17 protein-coding genes are annotated in these 16,637 nt (G+C 68.8%); 10 read left to right on the forward strand and 7 right to left on the reverse strand.

Annotated elements, in window-relative coordinates:
* The first annotated feature begins 140 nt into the window (after positions 1-140).
* Entirely contained in the window at positions 141-1,976 is a 1,836-nt protein-coding gene (locus AB0H36_RS22165; protein ID WP_360526282.1) for a LamG-like jellyroll fold domain-containing protein, read from the forward strand.
* On the opposite strand, the gene AB0H36_RS22170 is transcribed toward AB0H36_RS22165, so the two are convergent.
* Together AB0H36_RS22170 and miaB are read right to left on the reverse strand one after the other, a co-directional pair.
* On the reverse strand, positions 1,973-2,644 hold the full coding sequence (locus AB0H36_RS22170) for a phosphotransferase (protein WP_360526285.1): 672 nt from the start codon (positions 2,642-2,644) through the stop codon (positions 1,973-1,975). The genes AB0H36_RS22165 and AB0H36_RS22170 overlap by 4 nt on opposite strands.
* Positions 2,645-2,697: 53 nt before the next feature.
* Complete coding sequence (miaB, locus tag AB0H36_RS22175; RefSeq protein WP_360526288.1) at positions 2,698-4,170, reverse strand: tRNA (N6-isopentenyl adenosine(37)-C2)-methylthiotransferase MiaB; 1,473 nt, start codon at positions 4,168-4,170, stop codon at positions 2,698-2,700.
* A gap of 101 nt (positions 4,171-4,271) precedes the next feature.
* Here miaB and AB0H36_RS22180 point away from each other — a divergent pair, with 101 nt between their 5' ends.
* The 5 genes from AB0H36_RS22180 to AB0H36_RS22200 all read left to right on the forward strand — a co-directional run bounded on the left by AB0H36_RS22180 (position 4,272) and on the right by AB0H36_RS22200 (position 9,263).
* Complete coding sequence (locus AB0H36_RS22180) at positions 4,272-5,777, forward strand: amidohydrolase family protein (protein ID WP_360526291.1); 1,506 nt, start codon at positions 4,272-4,274, stop codon at positions 5,775-5,777.
* Positions 5,778-5,946: 169 nt separating this feature from the next.
* A complete protein-coding gene (locus AB0H36_RS22185; RefSeq protein WP_360526404.1) occupies positions 5,947-6,675 on the forward strand; it encodes an amino acid ABC transporter ATP-binding protein in 729 nt (242 codons plus the stop codon).
* 47 nt (positions 6,676-6,722) lie between these two features.
* On the forward strand, positions 6,723-7,652 hold the full coding sequence (locus AB0H36_RS22190) for a glutamate ABC transporter substrate-binding protein (RefSeq protein ID WP_360526294.1): 930 nt from the start codon (positions 6,723-6,725) through the stop codon (positions 7,650-7,652).
* Positions 7,653-7,746: 94 nt separating this feature from the next.
* Positions 7,747-8,394 carry an amino acid ABC transporter permease gene (locus tag AB0H36_RS22195; RefSeq protein ID WP_360526297.1) on the forward strand — a complete coding sequence of 216 codons (648 nt, stop codon included), beginning with the start codon at positions 7,747-7,749 and terminating at the stop codon, positions 8,392-8,394.
* The gene (locus AB0H36_RS22200; RefSeq protein WP_360526300.1) at positions 8,394-9,263 is read left to right on the forward strand and encodes an amino acid ABC transporter permease; all 870 of its coding nucleotides are present in this window, start codon (positions 8,394-8,396) and stop codon (positions 9,261-9,263) included. The genes AB0H36_RS22195 and AB0H36_RS22200 overlap by 1 nt, the downstream gene beginning before the upstream one ends.
* Before the next feature lie 75 nt (positions 9,264-9,338).
* Here AB0H36_RS22200 and AB0H36_RS22205 read toward each other — a convergent pair whose 3' ends face one another.
* Complete coding sequence (locus tag AB0H36_RS22205) at positions 9,339-10,628, reverse strand: aspartate aminotransferase family protein (RefSeq protein WP_360526303.1); 1,290 nt, start codon at positions 10,626-10,628, stop codon at positions 9,339-9,341.
* Between the two features lie 67 nt (positions 10,629-10,695).
* Here AB0H36_RS22205 and AB0H36_RS22210 point away from each other — a divergent pair, with 67 nt between their 5' ends.
* Positions 10,696-11,790 carry a Rossmann fold nucleotide-binding protein gene (locus AB0H36_RS22210; RefSeq protein ID WP_360526306.1) on the forward strand — a complete coding sequence of 365 codons (1,095 nt, stop codon included), beginning with the start codon at positions 10,696-10,698 and terminating at the stop codon, positions 11,788-11,790.
* Here AB0H36_RS22210 and AB0H36_RS22215 read toward each other — a convergent pair.
* On the reverse strand, positions 11,783-12,244 hold the full coding sequence (locus AB0H36_RS22215) for a GNAT family N-acetyltransferase (RefSeq protein WP_360526309.1): 462 nt from the start codon (positions 12,242-12,244) through the stop codon (positions 11,783-11,785). The genes AB0H36_RS22210 and AB0H36_RS22215 overlap by 8 nt on opposite strands.
* Before the next feature lie 40 nt (positions 12,245-12,284).
* On the opposite strand from AB0H36_RS22215, the gene AB0H36_RS22220 reads away from it, so the two are divergent.
* Together AB0H36_RS22220 and AB0H36_RS22225 are read left to right on the forward strand one after the other, a co-directional pair.
* Complete coding sequence (locus AB0H36_RS22220; protein ID WP_360526312.1) at positions 12,285-12,989, forward strand: alpha/beta fold hydrolase; 705 nt, start codon at positions 12,285-12,287, stop codon at positions 12,987-12,989.
* Positions 12,989-13,336: a nuclear transport factor 2 family protein gene (locus tag AB0H36_RS22225; RefSeq protein WP_360526315.1), complete on the forward strand. Its 348-nt coding sequence runs from the start codon at positions 12,989-12,991 to the stop codon at positions 13,334-13,336. Before AB0H36_RS22220 ends, AB0H36_RS22225 begins: the two co-directional genes overlap by 1 nt.
* A 27-nt stretch (positions 13,337-13,363) precedes the next feature.
* On the opposite strand, the gene rlmN is transcribed toward AB0H36_RS22225, so the two are convergent.
* The 3 genes from rlmN to AB0H36_RS22240 form a co-directional block, all read right to left on the reverse strand.
* Positions 13,364-14,485, reverse strand: a complete 1,122-nt coding sequence (gene rlmN, locus AB0H36_RS22230) for a 23S rRNA (adenine(2503)-C(2))-methyltransferase RlmN (RefSeq protein WP_360526318.1) — start codon at positions 14,483-14,485, stop codon at positions 13,364-13,366.
* Between the two features lie 33 nt (positions 14,486-14,518).
* A complete protein-coding gene (locus AB0H36_RS22235) occupies positions 14,519-14,911 on the reverse strand; it encodes a C39 family peptidase (protein ID WP_360526407.1) in 393 nt (130 codons plus the stop codon).
* A gap of 114 nt (positions 14,912-15,025) precedes the next feature.
* Complete coding sequence (locus AB0H36_RS22240; protein WP_360526321.1) at positions 15,026-16,009, reverse strand: saccharopine dehydrogenase; 984 nt, start codon at positions 16,007-16,009, stop codon at positions 15,026-15,028.
* Between the two features lie 56 nt (positions 16,010-16,065).
* Here AB0H36_RS22240 and AB0H36_RS22245 point away from each other — a divergent pair, with 56 nt between their 5' ends.
* Positions 16,066-16,635 (forward strand): TetR/AcrR family transcriptional regulator, encoded by a 570-nt coding sequence (locus AB0H36_RS22245; RefSeq protein ID WP_360526324.1) that lies wholly within the window; start codon positions 16,066-16,068, stop codon positions 16,633-16,635.
* The last annotated feature ends 2 nt before the right edge of the window (positions 16,636-16,637 follow it).

Consider the following 16,637-nt stretch of genomic DNA (forward strand, 5'->3'; position numbering starts at 1 on the left):
TATTGCCTGTTGAAGGCCACCGGTTCCTGGGAGGCCACCCGATGACTGGCGGATGGGTGGGAACGTTCGTCTGGCGTTCACCCCGGGGCGTGCTGAACCGCTTTAGAGTTCGCTGCTGAGTCAGCGAACTTGGAGGCAGGATGGACGACGGGACCAGTCGGCGGCGGGTGCTGCAGGCAGGAGTGCTCGGGGCAGGGGTGGTGATCGCGCCCGGCGTGCTTGGAGCCGAGGAGGCCGGGGCAACGCCCCAGGCAGGGCAAGCGGCAGGACAAGCGGCGCGAGCGGCGGGCCAAGGCGGTGACACCGAGGACCCGCGGTTCACGGTGGCTGTGGTGCCGGACACGCAGTACTTGTTCGATCTGGATCGGGGGGACTCGGCGCCGCTCACAGCGAGTTTCGAGTATCTGGTCGAGCAGCGGCGGGCGGAGAACATCGTGTTCACCGCGCATCTCGGGGACGTCGTGGAGAACGCGCAGGCATCCGAGTTCGCGCAGGCCGACCCGGTGTTCAAGGTGCTCGACCGGGCCCGGATGCCGTACTCCGTGCTGGCCGGCAACCACGACATCGACGCGTCGAAGGATGACACTCGCGGCGACTCGGCGTACCTGAAGACCTTCGGCCCGCAGCGGTTCCGGCGGATGGCGACGTACGGCGGTTCCACGCAGAACGGGTACAACAGCTACCACGTGTTCCGCGCGGCCGGGCGGCAGTGGTTGCTGCTGGCAATGGACTGGCGGCCGTCGGACGCGAGTTTCGCCTGGGCCCGCGGGGTGATCGCGGCGCACCCGCGGATGCCGGTCATCCTGACCACGCACGAGCTGGTCAACGCCGACCACGGCAACCCGGTCGCGTACTTCACCGACCACGGCAACCGGGTCTGGGACCAGCTGATCGAGGACAACGATCAGATCTTCCTCACGCTGAACGGTCACTTCTGGCCGCCCGGCCGCACCACCCGGAAGAATGCCGCCGGCAACGACGTGCACCTGCACCTGACCAACTACCAGGACCGGTACTACGGCGGGTCCGCGATGATCCGGCTCTACCACTTCGACCTGGCCCGGAACACGATCGACGTGGAGACGGTCGCGCCGTGGATCCTCGGCCAGGACCCGGCCCGGCGCAGTGAGCTGGCCGAGGGCGAGATCGAGCTGACCGACGACACCAACCGGTTCAGCGTGCCGATCGACTTCGAGCAGCGGTTCGCCGGGTTCGCTCCGGTCCCGGTGCGCCCGGCGCGGCCGGCGAAGCAGCTCGTGATCCCGGGCACAGCGGCGTACTGGAGGTTCGACGGGCCGCTCGCAGACCAGGTGACCGACCACTCGGGTCAGGGCAACCACCTGACCAGGGTCCAGCTCGCAGGCGAGGCGCCACGCCCGTCGACCGAGTTCCACCCGGACCAGCCCGGTCACGCCAGCTGGTTGTTTGCCGGCGGCAAGCGCCCGGCCCGCGGAGGCTATCTGCGTACGGCGGACAACGCGCCGCTCAACGCGATGACGTTCACCAAGGGCTACACGATCGAGGCCTTCGTAAAGCTGGCCGACGACGGCGCCGACCACGCCTGGGAGGGACTGCTGAGCCGGATGGGCACCGGCAAGGACGCGGGCAAGACCGGTAGCGACCCGTTGGAGCCGGTCGTCAACCTCGCGTTCTCCGGCGGGCGCCAGCTGCAGTGGGCGGTGTACCCGGTCGACCACAACGACACGTTCACCAACTGGGGACACGAGCAGGTCGCCGGCCGGTGGTTCCACCTCGCGGTCGTCAACGACGGACGGCACTCGACGCTGTACGTCGACTCGTCGCCGCTGCTCCGCAATCCGGCGACCCCGTCGAACGGGCTCGCGACCGCGGGCCGGCCGTGGCTGGTCGCCGCGAACCACTACGACAACGTGATCGAGCAGGCCTTCGCCGGGCACATCGGCGAGCTCAGGATCGTCACCCGCGCGCTCGAACCGTCGCAGTTCCTGAACACCTAGAGGTAGGAGCGGATCAGCTCTTCCTGCGCGGGCAGCAACGCCAGTTCCTCCGGGGTGAGGGTGACGTTGCGCCCGCGTACGGCGAGGGCGTCCGGCAGACCCGGGGTCGGGTCGATGGAGTTGGCGAGGTAGGCGCCGAGCGCTTCGTGCAGGAGCGGGGTCAGGGCTTCGAACGACGGGTCGAGCGCGACCTGGGCGAAGATGAGCGCGGTCATCGCGACGTCGAACGCGGCGGTGCCTTCGAAAGCGTTCCGCCAGTCGATGACGACCGGGCCGTCGGAAGTCGCGATCACGTTGAGCGGGTGCAGATCACCGTGTACGACGACCAGACCCGGCGTACCGCTGGGCGCCGGGATCGCCTGCAGGCGGCGGTGCAGGTCGGCGTGGATCTCGCCTACCTGGACTGCGGTGAGGTCGCCGGCGATCGCGGCGTCGCCGAGGGTTGGTCCGTCGAGGCGCTGCACGACCATGTCGGGGCCGTCGACCTCGCGGACGGTGGGCACCGGGTAGTCGTACTGCGCCACGTGGCGCATGAAGTCGGCCTCATCCCGCACCGGATGCCCGTTGCGATACCGCCGAAGCACCCAGGAGTCGTCGAGCGCATAAACGTCGGCATCTCGTCCCGCCGCAAACGGCTCGGCATCAGGGGAAAGAAGTGGAAAGGGCACGGCACCGGGCCGATCGGCCGGGGGGCGGGTGTCGGCTGGGCCGCGCTCGGTGGTCACCCGACTTGGCAGCCGCCGGTGGCGGGTTCGAGGGGCTTGGCGCCGATGGTGGGCATTCCGAGCATCACGCCGGGCGCTGAAGCAGGCTGGTCCTGGGTGCGTTCCCAGGCGTCGCCGGCGCGGGTGCGGCGTACGGAGCCGAAGACGTCGGCGACCAAGTGGTGCGGCGCGCCGTACGTGACCTCGACCGTTGCCACGTCACCCGGTCGCGGCGGCTCGACACCATCCGGCAGCGCGAAGTGGACCAGCCGGTTGTCGCGCGCCCGCCCGCTCAGCCGGTGGGTGGCGGCGTCCTTGCGGCCCTCCCCCTCGGCCACGAGCACCTCGAGCGACCGCCCGACGATCTTCTTGTTCTCTTCCCAGGCCATCTCGTCCTGCAGCGCGACCAGCCGCTCGTACCGGTCCTGTACGACGTCCCGCGGAACCTGGTCCTCCATCGACTCGGCCGGCGTCCCGGGACGCTTCGAGTACTGGAAGGTGAACGCGCCCGAGAACCGCGCCTGCCGGACCACGTCGAGCGTGCCCTGGAAGTCCTCCTCGGTCTCCCCAGGGAACCCGACGATGATGTCGGTCGTGATCGCCGCATCCGGCATCGCCGCCCGCACGTCCTCGATGATGCGAAGGTACCGATCCCGCCGGTACGAGCGCCGCATCGCCTTCAGCACCCGGTCCGAGCCGGACTGCAGCGGCATGTGCAGCGAAGGCATCACGTTCGGCGTCTCGGCCATCGCCTCGATCACGTCCGCGGTGAAGTCCCGCGGGTGCGGAGAGGTGAACCGGACCCGCTCCAGCCCGTCGATCGTGCCGCAGGCGCGCAGCAGCTTGCCGAACGCGTAGCGGTCGCCGAACTCGACGCCGTACGAGTTCACGTTCTGCCCCAGCAGCGTCACCTCGAGCACGCCCTCGGCGACCAGCGCCTCGACCTCGGCCAGCACGTCGCCCGGGCGGCGGTCCTTCTCGCGGCCGCGCAGCGCCGGCACGATGCAGAACGTGCAGGTGTTGTTGCAGCCGACGCTGACCGACACCCAGGCCGAGTACGGCGACTCGCGCCGGGTCGGCAGCGTGGACGGGAACACCTCGAGCGACTCGAGGATCTCGACCTGCGACTCCTGCTCAACCCTGGCCCGCTCCAGCAGCACCGGCAGCGAACCGATGTTGTGCGTGCCGAAGACCACGTCGACCCACGGCGCCTTGCGCACGATCGACGCCTTGTCCTTCTGCGCCAGGCAGCCGCCGACCGCGATCTGCAGGTCGGGCTTGCGAGCCTTCACCGGCGCGAGGTGGCCGAGGTTGCCGTACAGCTTGTTGTCGGCGTTCTCCCGGACCGCGCAGGTGTTGAAAACGACCACGTCGGCCTGGTCACCCTCGGGCGCGCGGACATAGCCCGCGTCCTCCAGCAGGCCGCGCAGCCGCTCGGAGTCGTGGACGTTCATCTGGCACCCGTAGGTGCGGACCTCGTAAGTACGCATGACAGCCACCTAGAGTACGTGCCGCGGTAGACAAATCCCTACCTGGGACCGGCTGCCTGCTACCCCTGACGCGCGACTGCCCGGCCAGAATAGTGAAGGGCATGAACAGTTCTCGCCGTCAGTTCCTCGCCCGCACCGCCGCCGGCGCCGCCGTGATCGCCGGCGGCACGACCTTCACGACCAGCCAGGCGGTGGCAGGTCCGAAGCACGTCACGGCCCTCACCAACGTGACCGTCATCGACGTCGCGACCGGCCGCCGGGACCGCAACCAGACCGTCCTGATCGGCGGCGACCGGATCATCGGCGTCGGCCGCCACCTCCCGGTCCCGCGCGGCGCCGTCGAGCTCGACTTCACCGGCAAGTTCGTGATCCCCGGCCTGGCCGACATGCACGTTCACAGCATCGGCGACGAGCGCGTCTCTCCCCCGCTCTACCTGGCCAACGGCGTCACCACGGTCCGCGAGATGGCCGGCACCAACCCGGCCCTGTACGACTGGCGCGACCGCATCGAGAACGGCACTCTGCTCGGCCCGCGAATGGTGGTCGCGAGCAACATCATCGACGGCGACCCGACGCTGTGGGACCCGAACCTGATCCAGGTCATCGTGGTCGGCGACGAGCCGTCCGCGCGGGCCGCCGTACGACGGGTGAAGGCCGAAGGCGCCGACTTCGTCAAGGTGTACTCGCGCCTGAGCCCCCCGTCGTACGCCGCCATCCTCGACGAGGCCCGCAAGACCGGCCTGACCGTGCACGGCCACGGGCCCGACCAGCTCACCTCGCAGCAGGTCAGCAACGCCGGCCAGCGCAGCATCGAGCACATTCATTCGCTCGGCCTCGCCGTCTCCACCTGGGAGGTCGAGGTACGACGGATGATCGCCGACATCACGGTGAAGCCCGGCGACTACAACTCCTGGTTCCGCCAGCTGCACCCGATCGAGTGGTTCGCGGCGAACACGTTCAGCCGGGCCCGCGCCGCCGACGTGTTCGGCACGCTGCGCCGTAACCGCACCCGGGTCACGCCGACACTCACCATGCACAGCGTGCTCGACAGGCCCGACTACGCGACGCTCGATCCGGCGCTGGCGAAGTACCTGAGCGCGGACGCCGTCTTCACCTACGACTACGCGCTCGAGACCCTCTACAAGGCCAACCGGCCGGCCGAGGAGATCGCCCGGCAGCACGAGATGTGGGCGTGGCGGCAACGATTCGTCCGCGAGCTGTTCGCCTACGACGTCCCGATCCTGGCCGGCACCGACACCGGAACGCCGTACTCGGTCCCGGGCTTCGCCCTGCACGACGAGCTCGAGCTCCTCGTCGGCGCCGGCGCGACCACCCGCCAGGCCCTGTACGCCGCCACCGTCGAGCCGGCCCGGTTCCTCGGCCTGCGCGACGACCTGGGGTCGGTCGAACCACGCAAGGTCGCCGATCTCGTCGTACTGGACGCGGATCCGCTGCAGGACATCCGCAACACCCGCCGGATCCACACCGTGATCACGCGCGGCCGGGTGATCTCACCCACTGCGCGGCAGCGGCTGCTGGCCGACGTCGAGGCAGCTGTGAAAGAGCCGCCCACGGCGGCGACGATCCCCGCGGGCGGTTGCTGCTGACACAGACTTCGAGCACCCTGTGACCGGATGGTCACAGGCTGCTCGGCAATATTGCAGATCGTTACCACCGTGGAACCGACCAGCGCTGCGACGACACCCCCGGCTCCGCTAGGTTCTGGCCATGAGCGATTCCGGAACCTTGACGCCAGCCACCGACGGAGCGGCCGACCTGGTCGCCCTGACCGGCGTCAACAAGCATTTCGGTGAGCTGCACGTCCTGAAGGACATCAATCTGTCCATCGCCAAGGGCGAGGTCATCGTGGTGATCGGCCCGTCCGGGTCCGGCAAGTCGACGCTCTGCCGCGCGATCAACCGGCTGGAACCGATCGACGAGGGCACCATCACGCTGGACGGACAGCCGCTGCCGAGCGAGGGCCGAGCCCTGGCCAGGCTGCGCGCCGATGTCGGCATGGTGTTCCAGTCGTTCAACCTGTTCGCGCACAAGACGATCCTGCAGAACGTCACGCTCGGCCCTTGCAAGGTCCGCAAGATGGACCCGAAGACGGCCGACACACGGGCGATGGAGCTGCTGGAGCGGGTGGGGGTGGCCAACCAGGCGTCGAAGTACCCGGCTCAGCTGTCCGGCGGCCAGCAACAGCGCGTCGCGATCGCGCGGGCGCTGGCGATGGACCCGAAGGTCATCCTCTTCGACGAGCCCACCTCGGCGCTCGACCCGGAGATGATCAAGGAGGTCCTCGACGTCATGATCGACCTGGCCAAGCAGGGCATGACGATGGTCGTGGTCACGCACGAGATGGGGTTCGCCCGGACCGCGGCAAACCGCGTGGTGTTCATGGCCGACGGCGAGATCGTCGAGGAAGCCACCCCGGATCAGTTCTTCACCAACCCCACCTCGCGGCGCGCCCAGGACTTCCTCGGCAAGATCCTGAAGCACTGACGTCCGCCCGCTGCCGTACCAGCAACCACACGAAGGGGAACCAGATCATGAGAATGCGCAACCTCGTCGCCACCCTCGGCGTCGCGGCGCTCGCGCTGACCGTCGGCGCCTGCGGGGAGGACGAGCCCGCGGCCGGTGGCGGTGGCACCGGCGACGCCGCCGCGTCCGACGCGTGCGGCGAACTGCACAAGTTCACCACGGCCTCCGGCGTCGACGTCGCCGGCAGCGCGACCTTCACCAAGATCAAGAGCCGCGGCACCCCGGTCGTCGGCGTGAAGGCCGACCAGCCGAACCTCGGGTACAAGGACGCCGACGGCAAGCGCTGCGGCTTCGACATCGAGGTCGCCCGGATGGTGGCCGCCAACCTGGGCTTCGACCCGGACAAGATCGAGTACAAGGAGATCCCGTCGGCGAACCGGGAGACCGCGATCGCCGGTGGTGAGATCGACTACTACGTCGGCACCTACTCGATCACCGACAAGCGCAAGACCCAGGTCAGCTTCGCCGGACCGTACTTCATCGCCGGCCAGGACCTGCTGGTCCGCAAGGACGACACCTCGATGGACGCCGGCAAGACCGCCCTGAAGGGCAAGAAGGTCTGCTCGGCGACCGGCTCGACCCCGATCCAGCGGGTCAAGGACGAGCAGCTCACCGAGACGAGCAACATCTCCGAGTTCAAGACCTACTCCGAGTGCGTCTCGCAACTGCTGGACAGCAAGGTCGACACCGTCACCACCGACGACGCGATCCTCAAGGGCTACGCGGCGACCGCACCCGACGAGCTGCGGGTGGTCGGCAAGCCGTTCAGCACCGAGAAGTACGGCATCGGCCTGCCGCTGGCCGACAAGGCGCTGCGGGACAAGGTGAACTCCATCCTGGAGACCTCCGCGTCCGACGGCACCTGGAAGGCGATCTACGACGAGACGCTCGGCAAGTCGGGTTCGGACTCGACGCCGCCGCCGCTCGAGAAGTACTGATCCACTCCGGCCGCGGCGTCCGCCAGGGCGTCGCGGCCGGTCCGCGCTCCGCTGATTCTGGGGATTGCGCGCCACTCATTTCTGGAAGGTCGCGATGCTCTCGGTCCTCACAGACAACTGGGAACTGTTCGTCGAAGGGTTCTGGACCACCCTCAGGCTGTTCCTGATCGCCGGGGTCCTGAGCCTGGTGTTCGGCACCATCCTGGCCGGGTTCCGGGTCTCTCCGGTGCCGGCCCTGCGCGGCGTCGGCACCGGCTACGTGAACGTCCTGCGGAACACTCCGCTGACTCTGGTGTTCGCGTTCCTGGTCTTCGGTGCCCCGAAGATGCAGATCTCGCTGCCGACGTTCTTCTGGTCCGCGGTGGTCGCGCTGACGGTCTACACGTCGGCGTTCGTCTGCGAGGTCGTCCGCTCCGGTATCAACACGATCCCGGCCGGCCAGGCTGAAGCCGCACGCTCGGTCGGGATGACGTTCATGCAGGTGCTGGGCATCGTCGTCCTGCCGCAGGCCTTCCGGGCGATCGTGCCGCCGCTGATGAGCGTGATGATCGCGTTGCTGAAGAACACCACGATCGCGGCCGGTTTCTCCGTCGCGGAGGCCGGTGCGATCCCGGCGGTCATGGCCGAACGCGGTGAGAACCAGATCGCCACGCTGACCTGGATCACCGTCGGGTTCCTGATCCTGATCATTCCCCTGGTCTTCCTGCAGCGGTGGGCCGAGCGACGGATGGCGGTGGCCTGATGAGTGCGGTCCTGTACGACGTACCCGGCCCGCGGGCGAAAGCGCGCAACCGGATCCTGAACGCGGTGGTCATCGTCGCGCTGCTGGGCGTCGTCGGCTGGGTGGTCTACCGGCTGAACGAGAGCGGGCAGTTCGCCGAACGCCGCTGGATCCAGTTCACCTATGAGTCGATCCAGCAGGAACTGCTGAACGGTCTGCTCAACACCCTCAAGGCGGCCGGTCTGGCCACAGTGCTCGCACTCCTGTTCGGCGCCGTGTTCGCAGCGGCCCGGATCAGCGATCACTGGTGGTTCCGGGCACCGGCGACGTTGGTCGTCGAGCTGTTCCGCGCCATCCCGCTGCTGATCCTGATGTTCTTCTTCTACTACGGCAACCTGCAGTTCGATCTCGGCCTGGGCCCGTTCTGGGCGGTCGTCTTCGGGTTGACGCTGTACAACGGCTCGGTGCTGGCAGAGATCTTCCGGGCCGGTATCGCCGCCGTCCCGAAGGGTCAGCGTGAGGCCGCGTACGCGACCGGGCTGCGGAAGAACCAGGTGGTCCGGCTGATCCTGTTGCCGCAGGCCATCACGTCGATGCTGCCGGCAATCGTCAGCCAGCTCGTCGTGCTGCTGAAGGACACCGCCCTCGGCTTCATCATCACCTACGCCGAGCTGCTCTACGTGGGCAAGCAGATGGGTGGCCGGCTCCAGTACGGCTTCCCGTACATCCCGACGTACATCGTCATCGCGATCATCTACATCGGCCTGTGCTCCCTGCTGTCGCTGCTGGCCAGGTGGCTCGAGGCCCGCTCCCGCCGCCAACGCAAGGTCCGGGGCACTCCCCCGCCCTCCGCAGCGGAAGCCGCCACCTCAGCGGAAGCCCCGCTCTAACCCAAAGCGCCCCCGGCACAACGTACCGGGGGCGCTTCGCTGTTCAGCGCGGCAGTCGAATGTGCTTTCCAGTTCTCAGCGCAAGGTGTTGAAGGAGTCGCGGATGATTTCCAGGGCCTCGGTGGTCTCGGCTTCGGTCAGCGTCATCGGTGGGGCCATCCGCAGTACGTTCCCGTAGAGGCCGCCCTTGCCGACGAGCAGGCCGCGGTTCTTGGTCTCCTGCTGGAGCTTGGCGGTCGCGGCCGCGTCGGGGCTGCGGTCCTCGGGCTTGACGATCTCGGCGGCCAGCATCAGGCCCTTGCCGCGGACGTCGCCGAGCTCGGGGAACTCCTCGGAGATCCCGCGCAGCCCGTCGGCCAGCTGGGCGCCGCGCTTGGCCGCGTTCGCCTGCAGGTCCTTGTCGAGCAGGTAGTCGATGGTCGCCTTCGCCGCGCTGGTCGAGATCGGGTTGCCGCCGAAGGTGGACAGCGAGTTCGCCTTCAGGCTGTCCATCAGGTCCGGCCGGGCCACCACGCCGCCGATCGCGAACCCGTTGCCCAAGCCCTTCGCGAACGTCATCGCGTCCGGCACCACGTCGTGCGCCTGGATCCCCCAAAAGTGCTCGCCGGTCCGGCCCCACCCGGTCTGCACCTCGTCGGAGATGAACAGGATGCCGAACTCGTCCAGGACCTCCTTGAAGGCGCCGTACAGCCCGTCCGGCGGGGACGAGAACCCGCCGACGCCCTGGATCGGCTCGGCGATCAGGCAGGCGACGTCACCGGAGGTGGTGGTCTCGATGACGTTGCGCAGGTCGTCGACGCACACCTTGATGTACTCGGCGTCGGGCAGGTCGCGGAACGGGCTGCGGTACCGGTACGCGCCCTGCACGTACTGCACGTTCACCGGCGACAGGCTACTCGCGGACCAGCCCCGGTTGCCGGTGATCGCGACCGTGCCGAACGCACGGCCGTGGTACGAGTTCCGCATCGCCAGCACCTGGTTGGAGCGGCGGTTCTGAGTGGCGAGCAGCAGCGCCGTCTCGTTCGCCTCGGTGCCGGAGTTGGCGAAGAACACCTTGGCGTCCGGGATCCCGGACAGCTCGGCGATCTGCTCGGCCAGCTCGATCTGCTTGCGAATCAGGTACACGGTCGAGGTGTGCGCGATCCCGCTGGACAGCTGCTCGCGCACGGCGTCGGAGATCTCGGCGATGTCGTAGCCGATCGCGTTGGTCAGGATGCCGGCGAAGAAGTCGAGGTAGCTGTTGCCCTCGCCGTCGGTGACCCGGCGGCCGGACCCCTGCACGATCTCGATCGGCTCCTCGTAGTACAACGCGAGCCAGTCCGGCATGACGGCCTTGTGACGCTCCCAGAGCTCCGCATGTGTCATGCCCTAAGCATTACCTCATCGCGCCGCTTGCTCATAGTGGCGGTCTATCGGCACTAAGGTGCTCTGCGTGACATTGCCGAGCATCCCGCACGTCGACATCGAGTCGCTGGCGCACTTCGACCGGATCGTGGCCGCCGGGGCCCTGACGATGGAGGGCTGGCGGGTGCAGTCCGTCGACCTGTCCGGGCGTACGGCGGAGCTCCTCGAGCTGGATCCGCGTGGCTCGCTGTTCCTCGGCTGCGCGCTGGAGGAGAAGGCCGAGGCCTGGATCCGCGACGGCGGCGGCCTGGTCTTCCCCGCCATCCCGTCGCTGCCGTTCGACGCCTACCGCGGCACGCTGTACGACGCCGAGGAGCTCTACGCCGGCCTGGAGAACGGGTACGACGCCACTCCGGACGCCAGGATCTACGCCTGGTCCCGACAGCACGACGAGAAGGGCGACACCGGCCGCACACTCGCGGCAGCGCTGCACGACCACGCCATAGCCGACGCCCTGACCGAGCTGCCCGACGACCGGCCCTGGATCGGCGTCATGGGCGGACACGGGATCGCTCGCGGCAGTACGGCGTACCGCTCGGCCGTCCTGCTCGGTCGCACGCTCGCCAGGGCCGGCCAGACAGTCGTCACCGGCGGCGGTCCGGGTGCGATGGAGGCAGCCAACCTCGGTGCCTCCCTGGCCGGGTACGACGATGCCGCCGTCGACACGGCGCTGCCGCGGCTGGCCGCCGTACCGTCGTTCCGCCCGTCGGTGGCGGCGTGGGCTGCCGCGGGTCTCGACGTACGGCGTGAGTTCCCGGGCAACGGTGGGGTGTCCATCCCGACGTGGTTCTACGGGCACGAGCCGCCGAACGTGTTCGCGTCGTCGATCGCGAAGTACTTCTCCAACGCCCAGCGCGAGGACGTCCTGCTGAGCCGTGCCCGTGGCGGCATCTTGTACCTCCCTGGCGCCGCAGGCACCGTCCAGGAGATCTTCCAGGCCGTCACCCCCAACTACTACGGCGACCCCGCCACCCAGATCCCCCTGATCCTCGTGGGCATCGCCCACTGGACCACCAGGCTCCCCGTCTGGCCCTTGCTCCAGTCCCTCGCCACCAACCGCCCGATGTCCGCCACCATCCACCTGGTCGACACCATCGAAGAGGCCGCCGCCCTGGTCAGCTGAGGACTCTGGTGAGCCGAACGTCCTCCTCCGCGAAACCGAGGCTGGCGTAGAACCGACGCGCCTGCGTGTTGGCGGCCCCGGTCTCCAGCGTGATCCGGTCAACCCCGGCCCGGGCGGCATGCTCGACCACAGCCTCGACCAGCGCCCGGCCGACGCCCTTCCGCTCGAATGCGACGTCGACGACGAGTTCCCCCAGGTACACGTCGGCCTGCCCGGTCCAGTGCGTCCGCTCCTCCCCCGCCACGAACCCGGCCACCTGCCCGCGGGCCTCGGCCACGTAGATGAAGCGGCCCGGCGCACCCGCCCGCGCGACAGCGTCCTCCACCCAGCGGGTGACGGCCTGTCGCACCTTGTCGGGTGCGCGCCACTCGGCGACTCCCTCAGCGAGCCGCGGGGCGAGTGCCAGCACCGCCTCGCGGTCCGTGTCCGCGTACCGTCGTACTTCTGTGCGCATGGTTCAAGTTATGTCGGTGGGGTCGTCTACGGTGCGCGGCATGGTGAATTTTGTGTTGGTGCCGGGGGCCTGGTTGGGGGCTTGGGCCTGGGACGAGGTGGCGGAAGGGCTGCGGGCGGACGGACACTCCGTGTATCCGGTGACGTTGGCCGGGCTCGCGGAGCGGCATGAGGCGGATTCGGCCCAGGTCGGGCAGGCGCAGCACGTCGAGGACATCGTGTCGGTGGTTGAGGGCAACGAGCTGCGCGACGTCGTGCTGGCGGGGCACAGCTACTCCGGGATTCCGGTCGGGCAGGCGGCGGCGCGGATCGGGGACCGGCTGCGGCGGGTCGTGTACGTCGACTCGAACATCCCGACCGACGGGAAGTCGTTCGTCGACGGCTGGTCCCAGGAGGGGCGCGCGTGGGTCGAGGGGCAGTTGGCCGAGTCAGGCGGGTTCTGGCCGCCGCTGGCCGCCGAGGACTACGCCGACCAGGACCTGTCCGACGAGGCGATCGCCCTGATCGTCAGCCGCAGTACGCCGCACCCGGGGCGAGCCATCTCCGAGCCGGCCCACCTGGTCCGGCCGATCGGCCAGCTGCCGACCACCTACATCAAGTGCCTGATGGACGGCGCCGAGCCCTCCCGCGATGTCGCGGAGCAACTCAAGTCCCCCGAGTGGGAGCTGGTCGAGCTGCCGACCGGCCACTGGCCGATGTTCTCCCAGCCCGCCGCCCTCGCGAAGATCCTCACCGGGCTGGCCTGATGGAGAAGGCCCATCATCCCAACGACCTGGCCCGGCTCCTGGTCAACCGGCTGAACGCGCGGGACGTCGACGGCATCGTCGCGCTGTACGAGGAGGACGCCGTACTGGCGCTGCCCGACGGGTCCCTGGCCAAGGGTGCGGCGGCGATCCGCGCGTACTTCGCCCAGCTACAGCTGAACCAACTGGTCGCCCTCGGTAAGCGGTCTGAAGCACTGATGCTCGGCGACCTGGCGCTCACCTCCACGGTGCTGAGCCCAGAGACTGCGACCGCCGAGGTAGCCCGCCGTCAGCCAGACGGCAGCTGGCGCTGGATCCTCGACCGCCCGAACGTCCTCAGCGCCCACTGAGCCGGCCGACCGGCCAGCCCAGGATCGTCAGGCCCTGTCGGCTGCGGCGAGTTGGCCGCAGGCGCCGTCGATCTCCTGACCGCGGGTGTCGCGGACGGTGGTCGGGATGCCGCCGGCCTGGAGCCGGCGGACGAACTCGCGCTCGTCGGCCGGGTCCGACGCGGTCCACTTCGAGCCGGGCGTCGGGTTGAGCGGGATCAGGTTGACGTGCACCCAGCCCCAGTCGCCGCGTGCCGCCAGCTTCTCGGCCAGCAGGTCCGCGCGCCACGCGTGGTCGTTGATGTCGCGGATCATCGCGTACTCAATCGACACCCGGCGCTTGGTCTGCTGCGCGTACCCCCACGCCGCGTCCAGCACCTCGTCGACCTTCCAGCGGTTGTTGATCGGCACCAGCTCGTCGCGCAGCTCGTCGTCCGGCGCGTGCAGCGACAGCGCGAGCGTGACCGGGATGCCCTCGGTGGCGAGCTGGTTGATCCGCGGCACCAGGCCGACGGTCGACACCGTGACCCCGCGGGCCGAGATCCCGAGTCCCTCCGGCGACGAGTCGGTGAACCGCCGGACGGCGCCGATCACGGCCTTGTAGTTCGCCATCGGCTCGCCCATGCCCATGAACACGATGTTGCTGACCCGGCCGGGCCCGCCCGCGATCTCGCCGCGACCCAGCGCCCGGGCGCCGTCGACGACCTGCTCGACGATCTCCGCCGTGGTCATGTTGCGGGTCAACCCCGCCTGTCCGGTCGCGCAGAACGGGCAGGCCATCCCGCAGCCGGCCTGCGAGGACACACACATCGTGGTGCGGTCCGTGTACCGCATCAGGACCGACTCGACCAGTGAACCGTCGAGCAGCTTCCACAGCGTCTTGCGGGTCTGCCCCCGGTCGCACTCCAGGTCGCGGACCCGGGTGAGCAGCGGCGGCATCAGCTCCGCCACCAGTTTGTCCCGGGTCGCGGCCGGCAGATCGGTCATCTCGGCCGGGTCGGACACCAGCCGGGAGAAGTAGTGGTTCGACAACTGCTTGGCCCGGAACGCGGGCTCACCCAGCGCGGCGACCGCCGTACGCCGCTCCTCCCCGGACAGGTCGGCCAGGTGCCGCGGCGGCTTCTTGGCACGACGCGGCTCATCGAAAACAAGCGGAAGGGAGGTAGTCATAACTTCCCCATTGTCGCCCGCGCCCGGCGGCATTCACAAATTCACATCCCCAGCGTGCCCAGGATCACAGCGGGTCGTGTAGTTCGGGTAGCCCGGTGGGTGGTTGTTGGCCGGGGCAACGATGTTGGCGACGATCGGGTAGTTGTTGTCGATGTCGAGTACGACGTCACGCCAGAGCAGATCGCGCTGCGCCTGGGTGGGCGGGTCGTTCGGCATCTCCTTGGTCTCGTACCAGCCGGTGCCGAGGTGGTTGTTGAGCACCCGGGTCACCTGGCCGATCCAGTCGGTGCCGTTCTCGTCGGTGGGCAGTTCGTTGGCCAGCTGCTGCTGACTCGGCGGCGAGATCCGCGCCGACAGCGCGATCCGGGTCGCCGCCGGTCCGCACCAGTACCCGGTCTGCTGGTACGCACAGCGCGGCCTTGAGATTCGTGCTCATGGCGCTCCTCCGCATCACGGGAGAGATGACCGGGCGTGGTCAGCTCATTACTCAGTTTCCGACCGCCGGAGGAGTTCGGTGAGAAATTCGCCAACCCTTTCGACTCACGTCGAAGGGCCATCGACGAAGGCAGCACCGACCTCGATCAGGCGCTCGACCACGTACGCCGGCTCGAGGATGCCCTCCGGAGTGTGGATCCCCGGCGCGACCGGCTCCCCACGGAGGCCGAGCAGCCGCTCCACGCCGAGGGCGATGCCGAGCGCAGTCAGCGGACGCTGCCCCTCAGGGTGGACGAGGTACTGCGTCTTGCCGGTCGACTCCCCCGCTCGCTCGAGGTCGATCCGGACCTCGAGCGACGGACCTGCACCCCGGCGCCGACCCGCGGACTCACCGACCGCGAAGTCGAAGCTGACGTTCGCCGCACCCGTGGCCAACGCAAGACTCGGTACGTCGAGAATGCCGATGCGCTCCCCCGGCACCACAGTTCCGTCGAGCGTGGACACGCCGACCTGCTGATCCCTGACCCACTCGAAGATCCCGTCACGCCGCACCAATCCCGCCGGAGCAGCGACCGACCAGCGCTCGAGGTCGGCCAGTCCCGCAGGCCCACCGATGTCGGACTCGTCCAGCACGGCACCGATCCGGACAGTGTCGACGGGACCGAAGTCCCGGACCAACTCCATCACCGCGGGGATCAGGACGCCGGCACAGAAGTGACTCGCCACCAGGACCGGGGCAGCACTCGGGCGCTGAGCAGTCGCCACGACTTCCGGAGCGATCTCGATCAGGCCGCTGGAGATGCTGAGGTACGGCAGACCGCGCTCCTGCGCATACCGCAAGCCGTGCAGCTGACTGTCCCAAAGCGCCGCGATGACCGCCGAGTGATCGGTCTGCAGACCGAGATCGGGCCTTTGCAGGTCGACAGTCACAGCGGTCGCGGCGCCGAGGTCGTCCGCGACCCGTTGCGCGCGGTCGAGATCGCGACCCGCGATCGTCAGCGGCAGGTCCGGGTACCAGCGTCGCAGCAGCGCCGCCGCCCCGGAGCCGGCTTGACCCGAACCACCCAGGATCAGAACTGATTTCACCATGCCCTCCAGTCTTACCTACATTTTGTAGCCTACATTTTGTAGCTTAGACTCGGAGCATGACGCAAGTGCGGTTGTCGAAGCAGGCCAGGCGGGACCAGTTGCTCGACGCCGCCGCCGGGCTGGTGCGGGCACGCGGCACCGACGGTCTGACCCTGGTCACGCTTGCCGAGGCCGCAGGCGTGAGCCGGCCGATCGTCTACGACCACTTCGGCACCCGCGCCGGCCTCCTGCTCGAGGTCTACCGACGACTCGACGAACGGCACCGTACGGCGCTGACCGAGGCGCTGGATGCCGCCGAACCCAACGCACCGGCGATCGCTCGGGTGATGAGCACCGCCTACTTCGCCTGTGCCACCGACATGCCGGAGTTCTCCGTCGTCTCCGCGGCGCTGAAGGGGAATCCGGAAGCCGAGGCGATGCAGCACGAACTGCTCGACGGCTACACGAAGGTGATGGCCGACGCGCTCGCGCCGTACTCCAGCCTCAGTGCGGAAGCACTCCGGCTGCGCTGCATTGGCGTGCTGGGTGCGGCTGAGGCGATCGCCGCCGAGCTGACGCTGCAGCGCGCAACCGCCGCCGATGCGGTCGCCGCGCTGACGGATCTGATCGTGGGGAAGCTGGAATGAGC

This window comes from Kribbella sp. NPDC050820 (assembly GCF_040653975.1).
GTDB lineage: Bacteria > Actinomycetota > Actinomycetes > Propionibacteriales > Kribbellaceae > Kribbella.

Excerpts from the sequence above, each read along its gene's own strand:
- AB0H36_RS22240 (WP_360526321.1), bottom strand. The coding sequence starts at position 16,009 with ATGGTGAAATCAGTTCTGATCCTGGGTGGTTCGGGTCAAGCCGGCTCC.
- AB0H36_RS22190 (WP_360526294.1), top strand. The coding sequence starts at position 6,723 with ATGAGAATGCGCAACCTCGTCGCCACCCTCGGCGTCGCGGCGCTCGCG.
- AB0H36_RS22220 (WP_360526312.1), top strand. The coding sequence starts at position 12,285 with ATGGTGAATTTTGTGTTGGTGCCGGGGGCCTGGTTGGGGGCTTGGGCC.
- AB0H36_RS22205 (WP_360526303.1), bottom strand. The coding sequence starts at position 10,628 with ATGACACATGCGGAGCTCTGGGAGCGTCACAAGGCCGTCATGCCGGAC.
- AB0H36_RS22215 (WP_360526309.1), bottom strand. The coding sequence starts at position 12,244 with ATGCGCACAGAAGTACGACGGTACGCGGACACGGACCGCGAGGCGGTG.
- miaB (WP_360526288.1), bottom strand. The coding sequence starts at position 4,170 with ATGCGTACTTACGAGGTCCGCACCTACGGGTGCCAGATGAACGTCCAC.
- AB0H36_RS22200 (WP_360526300.1), top strand. The coding sequence starts at position 8,394 with ATGAGTGCGGTCCTGTACGACGTACCCGGCCCGCGGGCGAAAGCGCGC.
- AB0H36_RS22225 (WP_360526315.1), top strand. The coding sequence starts at position 12,989 with ATGGAGAAGGCCCATCATCCCAACGACCTGGCCCGGCTCCTGGTCAAC.
- AB0H36_RS22245 (WP_360526324.1), top strand. The coding sequence starts at position 16,066 with ATGACGCAAGTGCGGTTGTCGAAGCAGGCCAGGCGGGACCAGTTGCTC.
- rlmN (WP_360526318.1), bottom strand. The coding sequence starts at position 14,485 with ATGACTACCTCCCTTCCGCTTGTTTTCGATGAGCCGCGTCGTGCCAAG.
- AB0H36_RS22180 (WP_360526291.1), top strand. The coding sequence starts at position 4,272 with ATGAACAGTTCTCGCCGTCAGTTCCTCGCCCGCACCGCCGCCGGCGCC.
- AB0H36_RS22165 (WP_360526282.1), top strand. The coding sequence starts at position 141 with ATGGACGACGGGACCAGTCGGCGGCGGGTGCTGCAGGCAGGAGTGCTC.
- AB0H36_RS22195 (WP_360526297.1), top strand. The coding sequence starts at position 7,747 with ATGCTCTCGGTCCTCACAGACAACTGGGAACTGTTCGTCGAAGGGTTC.